The following is a 17,686-nucleotide window of genomic DNA, read 5'->3' as shown; positions in this document are numbered from 1 at the left end:
TCCCGGCACGTAAAAGGGTTTGCCGCGCCCCCGGCGGGACGCGAGGATTGGACGGTTTGGTCCCCCCACATGCTTCTCCCCACGTGATTCTGGAGGTCCCTCGCGGACCTCAGCTCCTTCCGATCTTTGGGACGTCATGCAAATTCGCGATCTTCCGTACTCGGATCCCGGCGATCCCGACGTCCGGTCGGGCCCTCGCTTTCTGATCTGGCTCGGCCGCAACCAGATCCGCGGACAGCTCAAGGCCATGTCATGGGGCCTGCTGCACCAGTGCTCCATCGCCGGGCTGCCGCTCGGCGTCGGGTTCGCCGTCCAGGCGGTCGTCGACCGGTCCGGCGGGCGGCTCGCGCTGGCCGGCGGGCTGATCGCGGTTCTCGGCGTACTGATCGCCGTGGGCGACACCATGCTGCACCGGACCGCCATCACCAACTGGATCACCGCCGCCGCCCGGATCCAGCAACTGCTGGCCCGCAAGACCGCGGAGCTCGGCTCGGCGCTGACCCGCCGGGTCGCCGCGGGCGAGGTCGTCGCGGTGTCGACAGGTGATGTGGAGAAGATCGGCTGGTTCGTCGAGGCGCTCTCCCGCTTCGCCGCCGCCGCTGCCGCCCTCGTCATCGTCTGCGTCGGGCTCGTCCTCTATCTGCCCTCGCTGGGTGTGCTCGTGGCGCTCGCCATGCCACTGCTCGCCCTGGGCGTCCTGCCGCTGCTCCCCCGCGCCACCCGCCGCGCCGACGTCCAGCGCGAGAAGGCCGGCAAGGCCACCGAACTGGCCTCGGACACCGTGGCCGGACTGCGCGTCCTGCGCGGCATCGGCGGCGAGGAACTGTTCCTGGGCCGCTACCGGCGTGCCTCGCAGGAGGTCCGCAAGGCCGCCGTGCGCAGTGCGCGGATGTGGTCGCTGATCTCCGCGATCCAGGTCCTGCTGCCGGGCATCCTGCTGATCTCCCTGGTCACGTACGGGGCCGCGCTGGCCCGCGACGGATTGATCGACGTCGGTCAGCTGGTGACCGTGTACAGCGCGGCGACGCTGCTGCTGTTCCCGCTGCACCACTTCGAGGAGATCGCCATGGCGTACTCCTTCTCGCGGCCGTCCGCGCAGCGCGCGGTCCGGGTGCTCTCGCTGAGCCGGGTCGCCCGGCCGTCGACGATCGAGGCCTCACCGGCCGGGGATCTGTACGACCCGGTCACCGGACTGATGGCGCCCGAGGGCCTGTTCACCGCGGTGGTGTGCGGCGATCCGGACGAGGCCGGGCGGCTCGCGGACCGGCTCGGCGGCCACGCCCAGCCGGAGGTGACGAAGGACGGTGCCGTCGAGGACGGGGCGGCGGAGCACGAGGTGCCGTCCGTGCTGCTCGGCGGCGTCCCCCTGGACGAACTGGACCTGGACGCGGCCCGGACCGCCGTTCTGGTCCAGGACAAGGACCCGGTGCTGCTCTCCGGCACCCTGCGCGAACTGCTGGACGTGCCGTCGTCCGGCCGGGTGACCGCCGGGGACGCGCTGTCCGCCGCACAGTGCGACGACGTCCTGAACGCGCTGGCACAGGCGTCCGTGGCCTCGGACCGCGATCCGATGAACACCCGGATCACCGAACGCGGCCGGTCGCTCTCCGGCGGCCAGCGCCAACGCCTGGCCCTGGCCCGGTCGCTGGTGACCGATCCGGAGGCGCTGGTGCTCGACGAGCCGACGTCCGCCGTCGACTCGCACACCGAGGCGCGGGTCGCCGCGGGTATCAAGGCGCTGCGCAAGGACCGTACGACGGTGGCCTTCGCCTCGTCCCCACTGCTGCTCGACCTGGCGGACCGGGTGGCGCTGGTCCACCGGGGCACTGTGGTGGCGGTCGGCACCCACCGTGAACTGCTGCGCGGCGAACCGCGTTACCGGGCCGTCGTCACCCGCGAGACCGACGACGAGATCCCGGCTCAGCCGGGCGAGGACGAATCGATCCACGCGATCGACACCATCGAGGAAATCGAGGAGAGGGCATGACCGGCGTCGCACCACCGGCCTACGACCCGGCCGCGCCCGAGTCGGCCACCACCCTGCCGGTCGGCACCCCCACGACCGTACGGACGTACGCCAGGGAACTGATCCGGCGCCACCGGCGGCCGTTCACCGTGGTCACCGCGCTCAACACGGTCGCGGTGGTCGCCTCGATCGCCGGGCCGTACCTGCTGGGAGGGCTCGTCGAGGATCTGTCCAACGGGGTCACCGACCTCCATCTGGAGCGCACCGCGGCGGTGTTCGCCGTCGCACTGATCGTGCAGACCGTGGTCACCCGGATGATGCGGCTGCGCAGCGCGATGCTCGGTGAGGAGATGCTGGCGGATCTGCGCGAGGACTTCCTCGTGCGGTCGGTCCGGCTGCCGCCGGGCGTGCTGGAGCGCGCCGGTACGGGTGATCTGCTCTCCCGGATCACCACAGACATCGACCGGCTCGCCAACGCCATGCGCGAGGCGGTGCCGCAGCTGGCCATCGGTGTGGTCTGGGTGGGTCTGCTGATCGCCGCGCTCACCGTCACCGCTCCCCCGCTGGCGCTCTCGGTGCTCATCGCGCTGCCGGTGCTGATCGTCGGCTGCCGCTGGTACTTCCGCCGGGCGCCGTCCGCGTACCGCTCGGAGGCCGCCGGTTACGCGGCGGTCGCGGCCATGCTCGCGGAGACGGTGGACGCCGGACGGACCGTGGAGGCGCACCGGCTGGGTGCGCGCCGGGTCGCGCTGTCGGACCAGCGGGTCAAGGAGTGGACGGCCTGGGAGCGGTACACGCTGTTCCTGCGGTCCGTGCTCTTCCCCGTCATCAACGCCACGTACGTGACGATCCTCGGCGCGGTCCTGATGCTCGGGGGCTGGTTCGTGATCGAGGGCTGGCTCACCGTCGGGCAGCTGACGACGGGTGCGCTGCTCGCGCAGATGATGGTCGACCCGATCGGCCTGATCCTGCGCTGGTACGACGAGTTGCAGGTCGCCCAGGTGTCGCTGGCGCGTCTCGTGGGGGTCCGCGAGATCGAGCCGGACGCGGGCGACGCGGCGGTGGCCCCGGACGGCCGGGACGTACGCGCCGACGAGGTGCACTTCGGCTACCGGGCCGGTCTCGACGTGCTCCACAAGGTGTCGCTCGACGTCGCTCCGGGGACCAGGCTGGCGCTGGTCGGCCCGTCCGGTGCGGGCAAGTCCACGCTGGGCCGGCTGCTGGCCGGGATCTACGCCCCGCGTACCGGTGAAGTGTCCCTGGGCGGCGCGCAGTTGTCGAAGATGACCGCGGAGCGGGTGCGTACGCATGTGGCGCTGGTCAACCAGGAGCACCATGTGTTCGTGGGTTCGCTGCGGGACAACCTGTTGCTGGCCCGGTCCGGTGCCGGGGACGCCGAGCTGTGGGCGTCGCTGGCCGCGGTCGACGCGGACGACTGGGCGAGGGCGCTGGACGAGGGGCTGGACTGCGAGGTCGGCTCGGGCGGAGTGGCGCTCACTCCCGCGCAGGCCCAGCAGATCGCGCTGGCCCGGCTGGTGCTGGCCGATCCGCACACGCTGGTGCTGGACGAGGCGACGTCGCTGCTCGACCCGCGCGCGGCCCGCCATCTGGAGCGCTCGCTGGCCCGGGTGCTGGACGGCCGTACGGTCGTGGCCATCGCGCACCGGCTGCACACGGCGCACGACGCGGATGTGATCGCGGTCGTCGAGGAGGGCCGGATCAGCGAGCTGGGCAGCCACGACGAACTGGTGGCGGCGGACGGCGCGTACGCGGCGCTGTGGCGGTCCTGGCACGGCTGACCGGGGCGTGGCGGTCCCCGGATCCACCGGCTCTCCGGGGATCGTTAGGGTCGGGTGCATGGCAGATTCCTATGTGGATCCGGGGACCCCTGACTGTCGCAGCGCGCCGCGGTACCTGTGGTGGCTGATCACCTGCCAGCGCCGCCGGATCGCCGCCGGTGCGCTGCTCGGCAGCGCCTGGATGGTCTGTCTGACGCTGCCGCCGTACCTGCTGTCGCGCGCCATCGACGACGGGCTGGAGCCGGGGCGGTGGTCCGCGCTGGCCGGCTGGGTCGCGGCGCTGCTGGGTGTGGGGGTGCTGAACGCGTGGCTGGCCATCATGCGGCACCGCACGATGACCAGGGTGCGGCTGGACGCCGTCTTCCGTTCCGTGGCGGTCGTGGTCAGGCAGGCGACCGGACTGGGCGGGGCGCTGCCGCGCCGGGCCACGGCCGGGGAGGTCGTCACGATCGGGTTCCGCGATGTCGCGATGATCGCCAACACACTGACCATCACCGGCCCCGGGGTCGGCGCGGTCCTCGCCTATGTCGTGGTGGCCGTGCTGCTGTTGACCGTTTCGCCGCTGCTCGCCGTGGTGGTGCTGCTGGGTGTGCCGCTGATTGTGGTGCTGGTCGGCCCCCTGCTGTGGCGGTTGCAGGGCGTCGAGGCGGCGTACCGGGAACAGCAGGGCGGGCTCGCCGCCCGTTTCGAGGACATGGCCAAGGGCCTGCGCGTCCTCAACGGCATCGGAGGCAAGGAGGTGTACGCCGAGCGCTACCGGCTCGGTTCGCGGGCCTTGCGGGCGCAGGGGTACCGCGTCGGTGCGGTGACCAGCTGGATCCAGGCCCTCGGTGTCGGCCTGCCCACCCTCTTCCTCGGTGCGGTGACCTGGCTGGCGGCCCGGATGGCGGCTCAGGGGACCATCACCGTCGGCGAGCTGATCGCGGTCTACGGGTACACGGCGGTGCTGGTGGTGCCGGTCTCGTTCTTCATCGAGGGCGGCTACGACCTCAGCCGCGGGCTGGTCGCCGCGCGCGGGGTCATCCGGTTCCTGGCCCTGGAGCCCGACTCCTTGGGCGGGGAGGCGACTTCGGACGCGCCCGGGGCGCCGTCCACGCTCCGCGATCCGGAGTCCGGCGTCGAGGTGGTGCCCGGAGGGCTGACCGCACTCGTCAGCGCCCGGCCGGCGGACTCCGCGGCGGTGGTCGACCGCCTGGGCCGGTTCGTGGAGTCGGCCGCGACCTGGGGCGGGATAGGCCTGGACGAGATCGACCTGACGCGGGTCCGCCGGCGGATCCTGGTCGCGGACAACGAGGCCGACCTGTTCGCCGGACCGCTGCGCGAGGTGATCAGCGGGGCGCTGGACCGGGACGAGGAGACCATCGGCCGGGGCATCCACGCGGCCGTGGCGCAGGACATCGTCCGCGGTCTGCCGGACGGGCTCGACTCGCCGGTCGACGCGCAGGGCCGCAACCTCTCCGGGGGCCAGCGCCAGCGCGTCCGCCTGGTCCGGGCCCTGCTGGCCGATCCCGAGGTGCTCCTCGCGGTCGAGCCCACCTCGGCGGTCGACGCACACACCGAGGCGGCCGTCGCGGCCCGGCTGCACGCCGCACGGTCCGGCCGCACCACGGTCGTCACCAGTACGTCACCGCTCCTGCTGGACCGGGCGGACACCGTGTACTACCTGGTCGACGGCTCCGTCGCGGGCGTCGGCAGCCATCGTGAACTCCTGGACGGGCTGCCCGGGTACCGCCGGCTGGTGTCCCGCGGGACGGACGGGGACGAGCCGGGCCGCCCGGACGAAGGCACTGTCCCGCCGTCCCGGGAGGCCGTGCGATGACCGCCGGCCCAGGGGCGTCGGGCCGGGCCCTGCCCGTCGCCGAACCGTCACGGGTACGCCGGGCGGCGCTGCGGCTGATCCGGCTGGACGGCCGTGCCTTCGCCGCCATGATCGCCCTCAACGCGCTCGCCGCCGGGGCCGGACTCGTCGGCCCGTGGCTGCTCGGCCGCATCATCGACGAGGTCGGGGCCGGCGCAGGGGTGGCCGCGGTGGACCGCCTCGCGCTCACCATCCTCGCCTTCGCACTGGCTCAGCTGCTGCTGGCCCGGTACGCCGGCTACGTCGGACACCGCTTCGGCGAGCGGACTCTGGCGCGGATCCGGGAGCAGTTCGCCGAGCGGGCGCTCGCGCTGCCCGCCGCGGTCGTCGAGCGGGCCGGTACGGGCGACCTGATGGCCCGGGGCACCACCGATGTCGCCTCGGTCGGCGCCACGCTCCGGGATGCCGGGCCCGACGTCCTCATCGCCGGGGTCCAGGCGTTGTTCATCCTCGGAGCGGTCTTCGCGCTCGATCCGCTGCTCGGCGCGTGCGGCGTGCTGGGCCTGCTCGGCATCTGGTTCGCCGCCCGCTGGTATCTGCGCCGGGCCCTCACCGCGTACCTCGACGAGGGAGCCGCCGACTCGGCTCTCGCCGAACAGCTCGCGGCCACCGCCGCCGGCGCCCGTACCGTCGAGGCCCTGGGGCTGGGGCAGCGCCGCGTCGCCGCGTGCCAGGAGGCGATCGGGCGATGCCGAAGCACCCGGAACCGGACCCTTTTCCTGCGCAGTGTGCTCTTCCCGGCCGTGGACATCTCCTACGTCATCCCGGTGGCCGGCGTCCTGCTGATCGGCGGCGTGCTGCACGACCACGGCGCGATGAGCCTCGGCGCGGTCGTCGCCTCGGCCCTGTACCTGCGGCAGCTGTCCCAGCCCCTGGACACCATCCTCCAGCGGATGGAGCAACTCCAGAGCAGCCGGGCCTCCTTCGCGAGGGTGGAGGGCCTCGGCCGTGTCCGCGAAGTCCCGGCGGTGCGGGCTCCGTCGCCCGCCTCGGTCACGCCTGACGGCGACCGGATCGACGTGTCCGGTGTGCACTACGCCTACGACGGCGGGCCCGATGTCCTGCACGGTGTCGACCTGACGGTCCGGCCCGGCGAGCGGCTGGCGATCGTGGGGCCCTCCGGCGCGGGCAAGACCACCCTGGGCAGGCTGCTGGCGGGCATGGACCCACCGCGCACCGGCTCTGTGACGGTGGGCCGGGTCCCGGTCCACAGCCTGGACCCCGGCCGGCTGCGCCGGCACGTCGTCCTCGTCACCCAGGAGCACCATGTGTTCCAGGGCACGGTCCGGGACAACCTGCGGATCGCCTCGGCCCGCGCCACCGATGCCGAACTGCACGCGTCACTCGCCGCCGTCGGCGCCGAGTGGGCCGGTGAGCTGCCGGACGGCCTGGACACCGATCTCGGCCACGAGGGGTACCGTCCGGACGGAGCCCAGGCGCAGCAGCTCGCCCTGGCACGCGTGGTACTGGCCGACCCGCACACGCTGATACTCGACGAGGCCACCGCACTCCTGGACCCGAGGACCGCCCGGCACACGGAGCGCGCGCTGGCCGCCGTACTGGAGGGCCGGACCGTCATCGCCATCGCGCACCGGCTGCAGACGGCCCACGATGCCGACCGGGTGGCCGTGATGGAGGAGGGCGGGCTCATCGAACTCGGCACCCACGACGAGCTCGTGGCGGCCGACGGCGCCTACGCCGCGCTCTGGCGCTCGTGGCACGGCGAGCGGCCGCTCTCCTCCTGAACGCGTCAACGCCGGAGCGGATGGGGCGTCAGTTGCCGTGCCCGGTACGGAATTCGGTGATCCACCGCGATGTGGCCCCGATGCCGCCGAAGGTGTAGAAGTGCAGCTTGAGAACGCCGTGGCGGCCGGCGTCGTAGCCGTCGGCCAGGGCACGGATGAAGCGGTCGGGGCCGGCCGTGCCCATCAGGTTGGTGAGCGAGAACCCGTACTTCTTCGCGATGGACGCGCTCGTGCCGACGCCGAAGCGCCCGGCGTACGTCATCAGCCGCTTGATCCCGGCGGGGCCGGGGACCCCGACGCGCACCGGTGCGTCGATGCCCCGTTTCCGTACGGACTCGACCCAGGCGAGGACCGGGTCCGCGTCGAAGCCGAACTGGGTGATGACGTCGCCGGACAGCCCCTCCCGGGCAAGGGCGGTGGTCTTGTCCTCGATCGCCGACCAGAGCGCCGGGCCGGCGATGGCGGGGTGCCCCTCGGGGTAGCCGCCGATGCCGACGTGCCGGACGCCGTACGACTGGAGGAGCCCGGACCGGATGAGCGCGAGGGCGTCGTCGTAGGGGCCGTGGGGTGTGGTGGGGTCTCCGCCGATGACGAGGACGTTGTCGACCGCGCCGTCGCAGCGGAGCGCGGCGAGGAGTTCCTCAAGTTCCGAGCGGGAGCGCAGCCGGCGGGCCGAGATGTGCGGGACCGGGGTGTACCCGAGCCGCCGCACGGCGCGGGCCGCGGCCAGCCGCATGTCCAGGTCCTCGTTGCCGAGGAAGGTGATGTTGATCCGGGTGCCGGCCGGGATGCGGTCGCGGGCCTCTTCGAGCCGGGGGACGTCCTTGCCCGTCATCTCCAGGGAGAAGTCCTCCAGCAGCGCGGCGACGGCTGGGGCAGAGGCCGTGGAGAGCGAATCCATGGTGCTCCTTGTCCGTGTGGTTCTCCCTTGACCACAGTTTGCCGGTAGGGGGGCGGGATCAGGGCGCGGGGGTCCCCGGCGGCGCGCGGGTGCGCTGCCGGGGACCACAGCCGTCCTTCAGCCCACGTGGGCCCGCGCGGCGGCCGGCGCACCGCTGGAGGAGGCCGCGACGGTGGACGCGCTGGGCCGGCGGCGCAGGAGGGTCGCGGAGACCAGGGCGGCGAGCAGCGTGAGAGCGGCGGCGATGATCAGGCACAGGCGGAGGCCGTCGAGGAAGGCGTCGCCCACCGCGCCGAGGGCCTGACCGGTGCCGGCGCCCAGGTTCATCTGGGCGACCGCGCCGAGACCACTCGCTCGGGCGGTCTCGGCGATGCTCTGCCCGGCCGCTCCCGTGATCCCGGCGTCGGCGAGATGCGCGGGGAAGGTGTCCAGGGCGCGGGCGGTGAGGAGGGCCCCCAGGACGGCAGGGCCGAGTGCCCCGCCGACCTGCCGGAAGGCGTTGTTCCCGGCCGCGGCCATACCGGCCAGGTGGGGAGGCACGGCGGCGACCGCGGTGGCTGTCATGGGTGTCAGGACTCCGCCCATCCCCAGGCCCAGCAGCGCCAGCCGCCAGGCGATGGAGGCGAACGACGTGTCCGCGTCGATGGTGGTCAGCGAGAGCAGTGAGCCGGAGACGACGAGCAGTCCGGCAGTGATCAGGACGCGGGCGGACACGCGGTGCATCAGCCGCCCGACGGGAGCGCCGGCGACGATGGCGGCGCCGGTGACCATGAGCAGGCGCCGGCCCGCCTGGAGGGTGTCGAGCTGCTGCACCAGGCCGAAGTAGAGGCTCAGGAGGAAGAAGAAGCCGATCAGCGCCAGGAAGGTGATCATCGCGACGAGCGTGGTGGCGGTGAACGCCGGGCTGCGGAACAGCGTCAGGTCCAGCATCGGGCTGTCGCTGCGCCGCTCGGCCAGGACGAAGGCGACGGCGCCGGCCACGGCGATGAGCAGCGCCACCAGAACCGGGGTGTCGGTGAACGAACCGGCGCCGCCCTCGATCACGCCGTACACCAGGGCGGTGATCGCCGACGCGGCGGTGATCTGACCCGGCCAGTCCAGCCGCCGCCCGCGCGGCGCACGCGAGTCGGTCAGCAGCCGCGCGGCGACCCCGGTCGCGAGCAGCGAGACGGGAATGACCAGGAGATAGATCCACCGCCAGGCGGCGTGTTGCAGGATGACTCCGGCGATCAGCGGACCGACGGCGAGCGCCAGCAGGAGCGAGGTGGCCCAGAGGCCGATGAACTTGCCGCGCTCCCGGTGGTCGGGCACGGCGTGGCTGATCAGGGCCAGTGTGGTGGGCAGCAGCGCGGCCGCACCGAGTCCGGCGACGGCCTGGCCGGCCCACAGCGTCTGGATCGACTGGGCGCTCAGCGCGACGGCGGCACCGACAGCGGAGAACAGCAGTCCCGCCAGGAACACCTTCTTGCGCCCGTGGACCTCGCCGAACACGCCGGCGGTCAGGATGAACGCGGCCATGGGCAGGACGAACGCGTCCTGGACCCATGACAGCTGGGCCGTCGACGCGCCCAGTGCCGCCTGGATGGCCGGCAGGCTCACGGAGACGGTGGTCACCGGCAAGTAGGCGACGAATACGCCCAGGCAGGCCATGGCGAGCGTGGCAGCCCGCCGGTCGGCCGGCCCGCTCGCCGAGGATGTGACGTTCACGGATGTACTCCTTTGCGGCGCAGCGCGCCGCGATTGATGTCCAGCAGGGGTTCCGTCCGCTCCGAGCACCGGTGCGCAGGTGGAAGGCGGGTGCGGGGACGGACCCGCACGCCAGCATCAGCGACACCGGGCGGAATCAACGAAGACGCTGCCCGAATTGATCAGGAACCTCTACGGCCTCCGCGCCACGTGGCACACTTCCACCGTGATCGACGCTCTGGACATGCAAATCCTCCGCACGCTCCAGTGCGCGCCGCGCGCCCCGTTCCGGCTCATCGGCGAAGTGAACGGGGTGTCGGAGCAGACCGCGGCCCGGCGCTACCACGCGCTGCGCCGCAGCGGTGTGATGCGTGTGGTGGGCCTGGTCGATCCCGCCGTGCACGGGGAGGCGCGGTGGGTCGCGCGCATCCGCTGCCGCCCCGACCGGGTCGGCCCGCTCGCCGACGCCCTCACCCGGCGCCCCGACATCGCCTACGCGAGCATCGCCTCCGGCGGCTCGGAGATCATCTGCGTCATCCGCTCACCGCTCGACGCCCAGCGCGAGGACATGCTGCTCCAGCAGTTGCCCAGGTCCGCCGCCGTGCTCGACATGAGCATCGATCTGCTCATCCACGACTTCGACAGTCCGGGCGCGGCCGGGTGGACCGGCTACGGCGGACACCTCACGCCCGAGCAGGAACAAAAGCTGACCGGCGGCCCGTCCCCCGCCCCGGCCGGCCCTCCGCTGTCCCCGACCGCCGAGGATGTCCCGCTCCTGGACGCCCTGGCCGAGGACGGCCGTACCTCGCACACGCAGCTCGCCGGGCTCACCGGCTGGTCCAAGGGCCGCGTCGCCCGCCGCCTGGAGGCCCTGGAGTCGTCCGGCACGCTCTCGTACGACATCGACCTGCTGCCCGAACGCCTCGGCTATCACCTCAACGCGACGCTCCGGCTGCGCGTCGCACCCGCCCACCTGGAACGGGCCGGACACGAGATCGCCCGGCACGAGGAGGTCGCGTTCGCCGGTGCCACCAGCGGCGACCACAACGTGATGGCCATCGTCACCTGCCGCGACAGCGAGGACTTCTACCGCTATCTGACCACCCGCCTGGCGGCCGTGCCCGGCGTCGGCTCCTACGGGGTCAGCATCCGGGTCCGCCGCCTCAAGCAGGCCGCCTCCCTGATCTCCCACGGCCGCCTGGTGCATCCGGCGCCCGGATAGGGCGGGAGCCGGGTGCGGGACACGTCAGATGAGGTTCATGGCGGCCGCGCCGCTCACTCCCCCGAGCACCATGAACACCGGCATCAGCACCTTGAGTTCCACCCAGCTGCCGGCCCGGAAGCGCATGGCCTTCGGCGGGCCGATCGGGTACCAGCGCTTGCGGCCCACCGGGATCGGCCAGAGGATCGGGCAGCCGGAGACGGTCAGCGCATCGCCGATGTCGTGGACGAGGGCGCCCAGCACGATCGGCAGCCCCAGCCAGAGGTACTCCTGGCCGGGGGCGTTGAAGAGCCAGTCCGAACCGTTGCCCGGCTTGTCCAGGACGCCAGCGAGGATCCACGCGCTGGTCGCGCCGAGCAGCCACACCAGGACGTCGCTGGACATCCGGGCGGCCCGCCACAGCAGCCCCTCGACGGCCAGCACCAGGTGGACGAAGAGGATGCCCAGCACCGCCCACCGGCCGCCGGTGAACGCCGCGGCGGAGGCCCCGGCACCGATCAGGACCGCCCACAGCCAGGTGTGGGTCAGGGTCCGGTGGCCGCCGTTGCGGTTCGAGTCGCCCCGCATCTTGGTCGCCTTGTAGACGGCGTGCGAGAGCGTGTCGACTATGTCGCAGAGGCCTCGGGAGACCGGCCCGAAGGCGCGCGAGATGGTCGCCGACTTGTGGTCGAGATCCGGTGCCAGCGCGGCGCCCGCGGAGATCAGCGCGCCGACGACCAGGACGGGCCACGGCATGGCGTGGCCCGCGGCTGCCGCAGCCGCGCCCACCCCCAGCCAGGCCGCCGCCCCTGACAGAGAGTGTGCCGGTCCCATCATGAGTGTTTCCGCCCCCGTAGGTATTGACCAGTTATTGACAAAGAGTTGACACGTGTTGCCGTGTCCGGGCTCGGGCCACCGCCGTTGTGGCGTGGCCGAGTTGAGAGGGCAGCGTATCGTCCGTGATCTTCGTGCGGTCCTCCGGTTCCCTCATCCGGGCGGAAGGCAGGCAAGATGGGGGGCGTGACCCTAATCGATCAGCTGCCCCCGACCGACGACCCCGACGCCCTCTTCGAGGCATTCTCGTCATGGACCGAGACACAGGGCATCACCCTCTATCCCGCTCAGGAAGAGGCGCTGATCGAGGTGGTCTCCGGGGCCAATGTGATCCTTTCCACCCCCACCGGCTCCGGAAAGAGCCTGGTCGCGGCCGGTGCGCACTTCACGGCTCTGGCCCAGGACAAGGTCACCTTCTACACCGCGCCGATCAAGGCGCTGGTCTCGGAGAAGTTCTTCGACCTGTGCAAGATGTTCGGCACGGAGAACGTCGGCATGCTCACCGGCGACGCCTCGGTCAACGCCGACGCCCCGGTGATCTGCTGCACCGCCGAGGTGCTGGCCTCCATCGCGCTGCGTGACGGGAAGTACGCGGACATCGGCCAGGTCGTGATGGACGAGTTCCACTTCTACGCGGAGCAGGACCGCGGCTGGGCCTGGCAGATCCCGATCCTGGAGCTGCCGCAGGCCCAGTTCATCCTGATGTCGGCCACCCTCGGCGACGTCAGGATGTTCGAGGAGGACCTGACCCGCCGCACCGGCCGGCCCACCTCCGTGGTGCGCTCGGCGACGCGTCCGGTCCCGCTCAGTTACGAGTACCGGCTGACGCCGATCACCGAGACGATCACCGAGCTCCTGGACACCCGGCAGTCGCCCGTCTACATCGTGCACTTCACGCAGGCGTCGGCCGTCGAGCGGGCGCAGTCGCTGATGAGTATCAACATGTGCACCAAGGAGGAGAAGGAGAAGATCGCCGATCTCATCGGCGGCTTCCGCTTCACCACCAAGTTCGGCCAGAACCTCTCGCGTTACGTACGGCACGGCATCGGTGTGCACCACGCCGGCATGCTGCCGAAGTACCGCCGGCTCGTGGAGAAGCTCGCGCAGGCGGGGCTGCTGAAGGTGATCTGCGGTACGGACACGCTCGGCGTGGGTGTCAACGTCCCCATCCGCACGGTGCTGTTCACCGCACTCACCAAGTACGACGGCACCCGGGTGCGTACGCTGCGCGCCCGTGAGTTCCACCAGATCGCGGGCCGGGCCGGGCGCGCGGGCTTCGACACGGCGGGCTTCGTCGTCGCACAGGCCCCCGAGCACGTCGTCGAGAACGAGAAGGCGGTCAAGAAGGCCGGCGACGACCCGAAGAAGAAGCGCAAGGTCGTCCGCAAGAAGGCGCCCGAGGGCTTCGTGTCCTGGTCGGAGACCACGTTCGACAAGCTGATCAAGTCCGATCCGGAGCCGCTGACCTCCCGCTTCCGGGTCACGCACACCATGCTGCTGTCGGTCATCGCACGTCCCGGCAACGCCTTCGAGGCGATGCGGCACCTGCTGGAGGACAACCACGAGCCGCGCAGGGCGCAGCTGCGTCACATCCGCCAGGCGATCGCCATCTACCGCTCGCTGCTGGACGGCGGCGTGGTGGAGCGGCTCGAAACCCCGGACGCGGAGGGCCGCATCGTGCGGCTCACCGTCGACCTCCAGCAGAACTTCGCGCTGAACCAGCCGCTGTCCACGTTCGCGCTCGCCGCGTTCGAGCTGCTGGACGCCGACTCGCCCTCGTACGCGCTGGACATGGTCTCGGTGGTGGAGTCGACGCTCGACGACCCGCGTCAGATCCTCGCCGCCCAGCAGAACAAGGCGCGCGGTGAGGCGGTCGGGCAGATGAAGGCCGACGGCATCGAGTACGAGGAGCGGATGGAGCTCCTCCAGGACGTCACGTACCCGAAACCGCTGAGCGAGCTGCTGTGGCACGCGTACGACGTCTACCGCCAGAGCCACCCGTGGGTGGGTGACCACCCGGTATCACCGAAGACGGTGGTCCGCGACATGTACGAACGCGCCATGACGTTCACGGAGTTCACCTCGAACTACGAGCTGGCCCGGACCGAGGGCATCGTGCTGCGGTATCTCGCGGGCGCGTACAAGGCGCTGGAGCACACCATCCCGGACGACATCAAGTCCGAGGACCTGGAGGACCTCATCGCCTGGCTCGGTGAGATGGTCCGCCAGGTCGACTCCAGCCTGCTCGACGAGTGGGAGCAGCTCGCCAATCCCGAGGTGGAGACGGCCGAGCAGGCGCAGGAGCGGGCCGACGAGGTCAAGCCGGTCACGGCCAACGCCCGCGCCTTCCGGGTGCTGGTCCGCAACGCGATGTTCCGCCGGGTCGAGCTGGCCGCGCTGGACCGGGTCCGCGATCTCGGCGAGCTGGACGGCGGCGCGGGCTGGGACGAGGACGCGTGGGGCGAGGCGATGGACAAGTACTGGGACGAGTACGAGGAGCTGGGCACCGGTCCGGACGCCCGCGGGCCGAAGCTGCTGAAGATCGACGAGGACGCCGAGCACGGTCTGTGGCGGGTCAGGCAGACGTTCGCCGACCCGAACGGCGACCACGACTGGGGCATCAGCGCCGAGGTCGATCTCGCCGCGTCCGACGAGGAGGGCCGGGCGGTGGTCCGCGTCACCTCCGTGGGCCAGTTGTGAGCGCGTCCGTACCGACGGCGCCGCCGCGAGAGTGGAGACGAACAGCATGACGAACCCCGCCGAGCGCCTGGTCGACCTGCTCGATCTGGAGCGGATCGAGGTCAACATCTTCCGCGGCCGCAGCCCGCAGGAGTCCCTCCAGCGGGTCTTCGGCGGGCAGGTGGCCGGGCAGGCGCTGGTGGCGGCCGGCCGCACCACCGACGGGGACCGGCCGGTCCATTCGCTGCACGCCTACTTCCTGCGTCCGGGCCGTCCCGGAGTGCCGATCGTCTACGACGTCGAGCGGGTCAGGGACGGCCGGTCCTTCACCACCCGCCGGGTGACGGCCGTCCAGCAGGGGCGCACCATCTTCAATCTGACGGCGTCCTTCCACCGCCCCGAGGCGGCGGGCATCGAGCACCAGCAGCCGCCGCCGCGCGTGGTCCCGGACCCGGAGGAGCTGCCGACGGTGGCCGAGGAGGTCCGCGACCATCTCGGCGCGCTTCCCGAGGCGCTGGAGCGGATGGCGCGGCGCCAGCCGTTCGACATCCGCTACGTCGACCGGCTGCGCTGGACGCAGGAGGAGATCAGGGACGCGGACCCGCGCAGCGCGGTCTGGATGCGAGCGGTCGGCCCGCTCGGCGACGACCCGCTCATCCATACCTGTGCGCTGACGTACGCGAGCGACATGACGCTGCTGGACGCGGTACGGATCCCGGTGGAGCCGCTGTGGGGGCCGCGGGGCTTCGATCTCGCCTCCCTGGACCACGCGATGTGGTTTCACCGTCCGTTCCGGGCCGACGAGTGGTTCCTGTACGACCAGGAGTCGCCGGTGGCGACGGGCGGGCGCGGTCTGGCGCGCGGCCGGATCTACGACCGCGGCGGGAATCTGCTGGTGTCCGTGGTGCAGGAGGGGCTGTTCCGGCGGCTGGGCGAGCAGCCCTCCTGACGGCTCAGGTGCCGGGCAGCGGGTCCTGCTCGGCCACGCGTCGGCGGGTGCGGATGCCGGGCGGCGCCGGATGCAGTTTGGCGTCGCAGGCGGGGCCGAGGCCGGTGCGGCGCGAGGCCGTACCGGTGAGCGGGCGCCCGCACAGCCGGCAGCGCACCTGACGGTGGCCGGTGGCCTCGGTGGTACCGGGCAGCGGTTCGGCGTCGGTCGCGGGCAGCGCTTCGAAGGACTCCACCCCGCGATCCTCTCAAGATCCCGGTGCTCCCGCTGAAACGCGCGCCGTCAGAAGTCCTCCACCCTCCGGGGTCCCGCGCAGAGCGCCCAGATGATGAAGACGTCGATGGCGATGAGCACGATGGACCACAGCGGATAGTGGGGCAGCCACATGAAGTTGGCGAGCGCCCCGAGGCCGGCCAGGACGATGCCGACGGCGCGCGCCCATGCGGCTCCGGTGAACAGCGCGAGGCCGGCGAGGACGATGACGATGCCCAGGGCGAGGTGGATCCAGCCCCAGCTGGCCAGGTTGAACTGGAAGACGTAGTTGCGGGTGGAGACGAAGACGTCGTCCTTGGCGATGGCCGAGATCCCCTGGAAGACCGCCATGATCCCGCCGAAGATCATCAGAACCGCGGCGAAGACGGTCCAGCCCGCCAGGAACGGGTGGTGTCGTGGTTCCGGGGCCGTGCTGTGTGCCGCTCGCGGTTGACTGCCGGTGCCGGCCATATCGGCCTCCTCGGGTAGCAGAGCCATCCGGCAGGGCCCGACTGGCCCGGCCGGGCCTCCCCCGGTCCCCAGCGTGGCACGGCCGCACCCGACCGGCAGCACGGCGGATCCACGGACGGGAGCCTGGGCCGGATTCTCTCGGTGTGGAGATACCATCTCTCCTGTGAGAGAGACGGAGAACGCCGAGCCGGGCACCGTCGATGCCAGGCTCGCGGCACGGCTGGGCGAACTCCGCGCCGAGCGCGGCTGGTCGCTGGAGGAGCTGGCGCACCGCACGGGGGTGAGCCGCTCGACGCTCTCGCGGCTGGAGCGCGGCGAGCTGAGCCCGACCGCCGCCCTGCTCGGCCGGCTGTGCACCGTCCACGGGCGGACCATGTCGCGGCTGCTGCTGGAGGTGGAGGCGGAGCCACCGCAGCTGGTGCCCGCAGGGAGCCAGCCGGTGTGGCGGGACGAGGAGTCCGGTTTCGTGCGCCGTTCGGTCTCGCCGCCTCATGCCGGACTGCGCGCGGAGGTCGTCGAGGGGGTGCTCGACGCGGGTGCCGCGATCGCGTACGAGAATCCGCCCGTCCCCGGCCTTGAGCAGCACGTCTGGGTCCTGGAGGGAACGGTCGAGATCACCGTGGACGACACCGTGCACACCCTCCGCACCGGCGACTGCCTGCGGTTCCGGCTGCGCGGCCCCTCGCGTTTCCACTGTCCGGGCCCGGCAAGGGTCCGTTACGCACTGATGATCGTTCTGCCGTGAGAGGACCTGCCGCATGACCGAGATCGTCCCGGTGTCCGGACCCGAACTGGTCACGTACGCCGATGAGCTGGCCGCGCTCCTGGTGGAGAGCGTGGACGCGGGAGCCTCCGTGGGGTTCCTCGCGCCGATGGACCGGGGCGCGGCCGCCGGCTGGTGGCGGGAGCGCGCCGCGTCCGTGGTGGCCGGACACCATCAGATCTGGATCGCCCGGGACGGTGAGCGGATCGCCGGCACCATCACCCTGGTCCGGGCGCCGCTGCCGAACGCCCGCCATCGCGCGGAGGTCGCCAAGCTGATGGTCCGTCCGTCGGCGCAGGGCCGGGGTCTGGGCCGGTCGCTGCTGGACGCGGTCGAGCGCTCGGCGGCCGGGGACGGCGTCAAGCTGCTCGTCCTGGACACCGAGAGCGGCAGCCCCGCGGAGCGGCTCTACCGCTCCGCGGGCTGGACCGAGTGCGGCTCCGTCCCGGACTACGCCGGCGATCCGGCGGGGGTCCTCAAGCCGACCACCTTCTACTACAAGGCGGTCGGCCCGGCCGGACCCGCGCCGGCTCCGACGGCGAGCCCGTCCCGGTGAACACCGCGAGCCGCCGGCTGAACCGG

At 72.0% G+C, this 17,686-nt stretch carries 14 protein-coding genes; 9 read left to right on the top strand and 5 right to left on the bottom strand.

What is annotated here, in order from left to right; translation table 11 throughout:
* Window positions 1-136: 136 nt before the first annotated feature.
* Genes ACZ6S6_RS35930 through ACZ6S6_RS35915 form a run of 4 tightly spaced genes read left to right on the top strand, consistent with a single transcriptional unit; the run spans window position 137 to window position 7,368 of the window.
* On the top strand, window positions 137-1,987 hold the full coding sequence (locus ACZ6S6_RS35930) for an ABC transporter transmembrane domain-containing protein (protein ID WP_469709220.1): 1,851 nt from the start codon (window positions 137-139) through the stop codon (window positions 1,985-1,987).
* Window positions 1,984-3,765, top strand: coding sequence for an ABC transporter ATP-binding protein (locus ACZ6S6_RS35925; RefSeq protein WP_469709218.1), 1,782 nt, complete (start codon window positions 1,984-1,986; stop codon window positions 3,763-3,765). The genes ACZ6S6_RS35930 and ACZ6S6_RS35925 overlap by 4 nt, the downstream gene beginning before the upstream one ends.
* 58 nt (window positions 3,766-3,823) lie before the next feature.
* Window positions 3,824-5,584, top strand: a complete 1,761-nt coding sequence (locus tag ACZ6S6_RS35920) for an ABC transporter transmembrane domain-containing protein (protein ID WP_469709216.1) — start codon at window positions 3,824-3,826, stop codon at window positions 5,582-5,584.
* On the top strand, window positions 5,581-7,368 hold the full coding sequence (locus tag ACZ6S6_RS35915; RefSeq protein ID WP_469709214.1) for an ABC transporter ATP-binding protein: 1,788 nt from the start codon (window positions 5,581-5,583) through the stop codon (window positions 7,366-7,368). Before ACZ6S6_RS35920 ends, ACZ6S6_RS35915 begins: the two co-directional genes overlap by 4 nt.
* A 28-nt stretch (window positions 7,369-7,396) precedes the next feature.
* Here ACZ6S6_RS35915 and ACZ6S6_RS35910 read toward each other — a convergent pair whose 3' ends face one another.
* Window positions 7,397-8,269: a methylenetetrahydrofolate reductase gene (locus ACZ6S6_RS35910; RefSeq protein WP_469709212.1), complete on the bottom strand. Its 873-nt coding sequence runs from the start codon at window positions 8,267-8,269 to the stop codon at window positions 7,397-7,399.
* A gap of 117 nt (window positions 8,270-8,386) precedes the next feature.
* Entirely contained in the window at window positions 8,387-9,976 is a 1,590-nt protein-coding gene (locus ACZ6S6_RS35905; RefSeq protein ID WP_362956693.1) for an MFS transporter, read from the bottom strand.
* A 205-nt stretch (window positions 9,977-10,181) separates the two neighbouring features.
* Between ACZ6S6_RS35905 and ACZ6S6_RS35900 the strand changes: the two genes are divergently transcribed.
* The gene (locus ACZ6S6_RS35900; RefSeq protein WP_362956690.1) at window positions 10,182-11,177 is read left to right on the top strand and encodes an Lrp/AsnC family transcriptional regulator; all 996 of its coding nucleotides are present in this window, start codon (window positions 10,182-10,184) and stop codon (window positions 11,175-11,177) included.
* 24 nt (window positions 11,178-11,201) lie between these two features.
* Here ACZ6S6_RS35900 and ACZ6S6_RS35895 read toward each other — a convergent pair whose 3' ends face one another.
* Window positions 11,202-11,993, bottom strand: coding sequence for a metal-dependent hydrolase (locus tag ACZ6S6_RS35895; protein WP_362956687.1), 792 nt, complete (start codon window positions 11,991-11,993; stop codon window positions 11,202-11,204).
* A gap of 183 nt (window positions 11,994-12,176) precedes the next feature.
* Between ACZ6S6_RS35895 and ACZ6S6_RS35890 the strand changes: the two genes are divergently transcribed.
* Window positions 12,177-14,690 carry a DEAD/DEAH box helicase gene (locus ACZ6S6_RS35890; RefSeq protein ID WP_362956684.1) on the top strand — a complete coding sequence of 838 codons (2,514 nt, stop codon included), beginning with the start codon at window positions 12,177-12,179 and terminating at the stop codon, window positions 14,688-14,690.
* A 46-nt stretch (window positions 14,691-14,736) separates the two neighbouring features.
* Entirely contained in the window at window positions 14,737-15,618 is an 882-nt protein-coding gene (locus tag ACZ6S6_RS35885; protein ID WP_469709209.1) for an acyl-CoA thioesterase, read from the top strand.
* Window positions 15,619-15,622: 4 nt separating this feature from the next.
* On the opposite strand, the gene ACZ6S6_RS35880 is transcribed toward ACZ6S6_RS35885, so the two are convergent.
* Together ACZ6S6_RS35880 and ACZ6S6_RS35875 are read right to left on the bottom strand one after the other, a co-directional pair.
* The gene (locus ACZ6S6_RS35880; protein WP_362956678.1) at window positions 15,623-15,853 is read right to left on the bottom strand and encodes a DUF6011 domain-containing protein; all 231 of its coding nucleotides are present in this window, start codon (window positions 15,851-15,853) and stop codon (window positions 15,623-15,625) included.
* A gap of 47 nt (window positions 15,854-15,900) precedes the next feature.
* Window positions 15,901-16,341: a DUF7144 family membrane protein gene (locus ACZ6S6_RS35875; RefSeq protein WP_362956675.1), complete on the bottom strand. Its 441-nt coding sequence runs from the start codon at window positions 16,339-16,341 to the stop codon at window positions 15,901-15,903.
* Between the two features lie 163 nt (window positions 16,342-16,504).
* Between ACZ6S6_RS35875 and ACZ6S6_RS35870 the strand changes: the two genes are divergently transcribed.
* Both ACZ6S6_RS35870 and ACZ6S6_RS35865 read left to right on the top strand, forming a co-directional pair.
* On the top strand, window positions 16,505-17,086 hold the full coding sequence (locus ACZ6S6_RS35870; protein WP_469709206.1) for a helix-turn-helix domain-containing protein: 582 nt from the start codon (window positions 16,505-16,507) through the stop codon (window positions 17,084-17,086).
* Between the two features lie 13 nt (window positions 17,087-17,099).
* Window positions 17,100-17,660 (top strand): GNAT family N-acetyltransferase, encoded by a 561-nt coding sequence (locus ACZ6S6_RS35865; protein WP_469709204.1) that lies wholly within the window; start codon window positions 17,100-17,102, stop codon window positions 17,658-17,660.
* Window positions 17,661-17,686 lie beyond the last annotated feature (26 nt).

The sequence above is a fragment of the Streptomyces sp. NPDC048671 genome (assembly GCF_055587045.1).
This window is presented reverse-complemented; position numbering and strand designations above follow the sequence as displayed.

Coding starts and splice junctions, on each gene's coding strand:
- ACZ6S6_RS35930 (WP_469709220.1), top strand. CDS start 137: ATGCAAATTCGCGATCTTCCGTACTCGGATCCCGGCGATCCCGACGTC.
- ACZ6S6_RS35925 (WP_469709218.1), top strand. CDS start 1,984: ATGACCGGCGTCGCACCACCGGCCTACGACCCGGCCGCGCCCGAGTCG.
- ACZ6S6_RS35920 (WP_469709216.1), top strand. CDS start 3,824: ATGGCAGATTCCTATGTGGATCCGGGGACCCCTGACTGTCGCAGCGCG.
- ACZ6S6_RS35915 (WP_469709214.1), top strand. CDS start 5,581: ATGACCGCCGGCCCAGGGGCGTCGGGCCGGGCCCTGCCCGTCGCCGAA.
- ACZ6S6_RS35910 (WP_469709212.1), bottom strand. CDS start 8,269: ATGGATTCGCTCTCCACGGCCTCTGCCCCAGCCGTCGCCGCGCTGCTG.
- ACZ6S6_RS35895 (WP_362956687.1), bottom strand. CDS start 11,993: ATGATGGGACCGGCACACTCTCTGTCAGGGGCGGCGGCCTGGCTGGGG.
- ACZ6S6_RS35885 (WP_469709209.1), top strand. CDS start 14,737: ATGACGAACCCCGCCGAGCGCCTGGTCGACCTGCTCGATCTGGAGCGG.
- ACZ6S6_RS35875 (WP_362956675.1), bottom strand. CDS start 16,341: ATGGCCGGCACCGGCAGTCAACCGCGAGCGGCACACAGCACGGCCCCG.
- ACZ6S6_RS35865 (WP_469709204.1), top strand. CDS start 17,100: ATGACCGAGATCGTCCCGGTGTCCGGACCCGAACTGGTCACGTACGCC.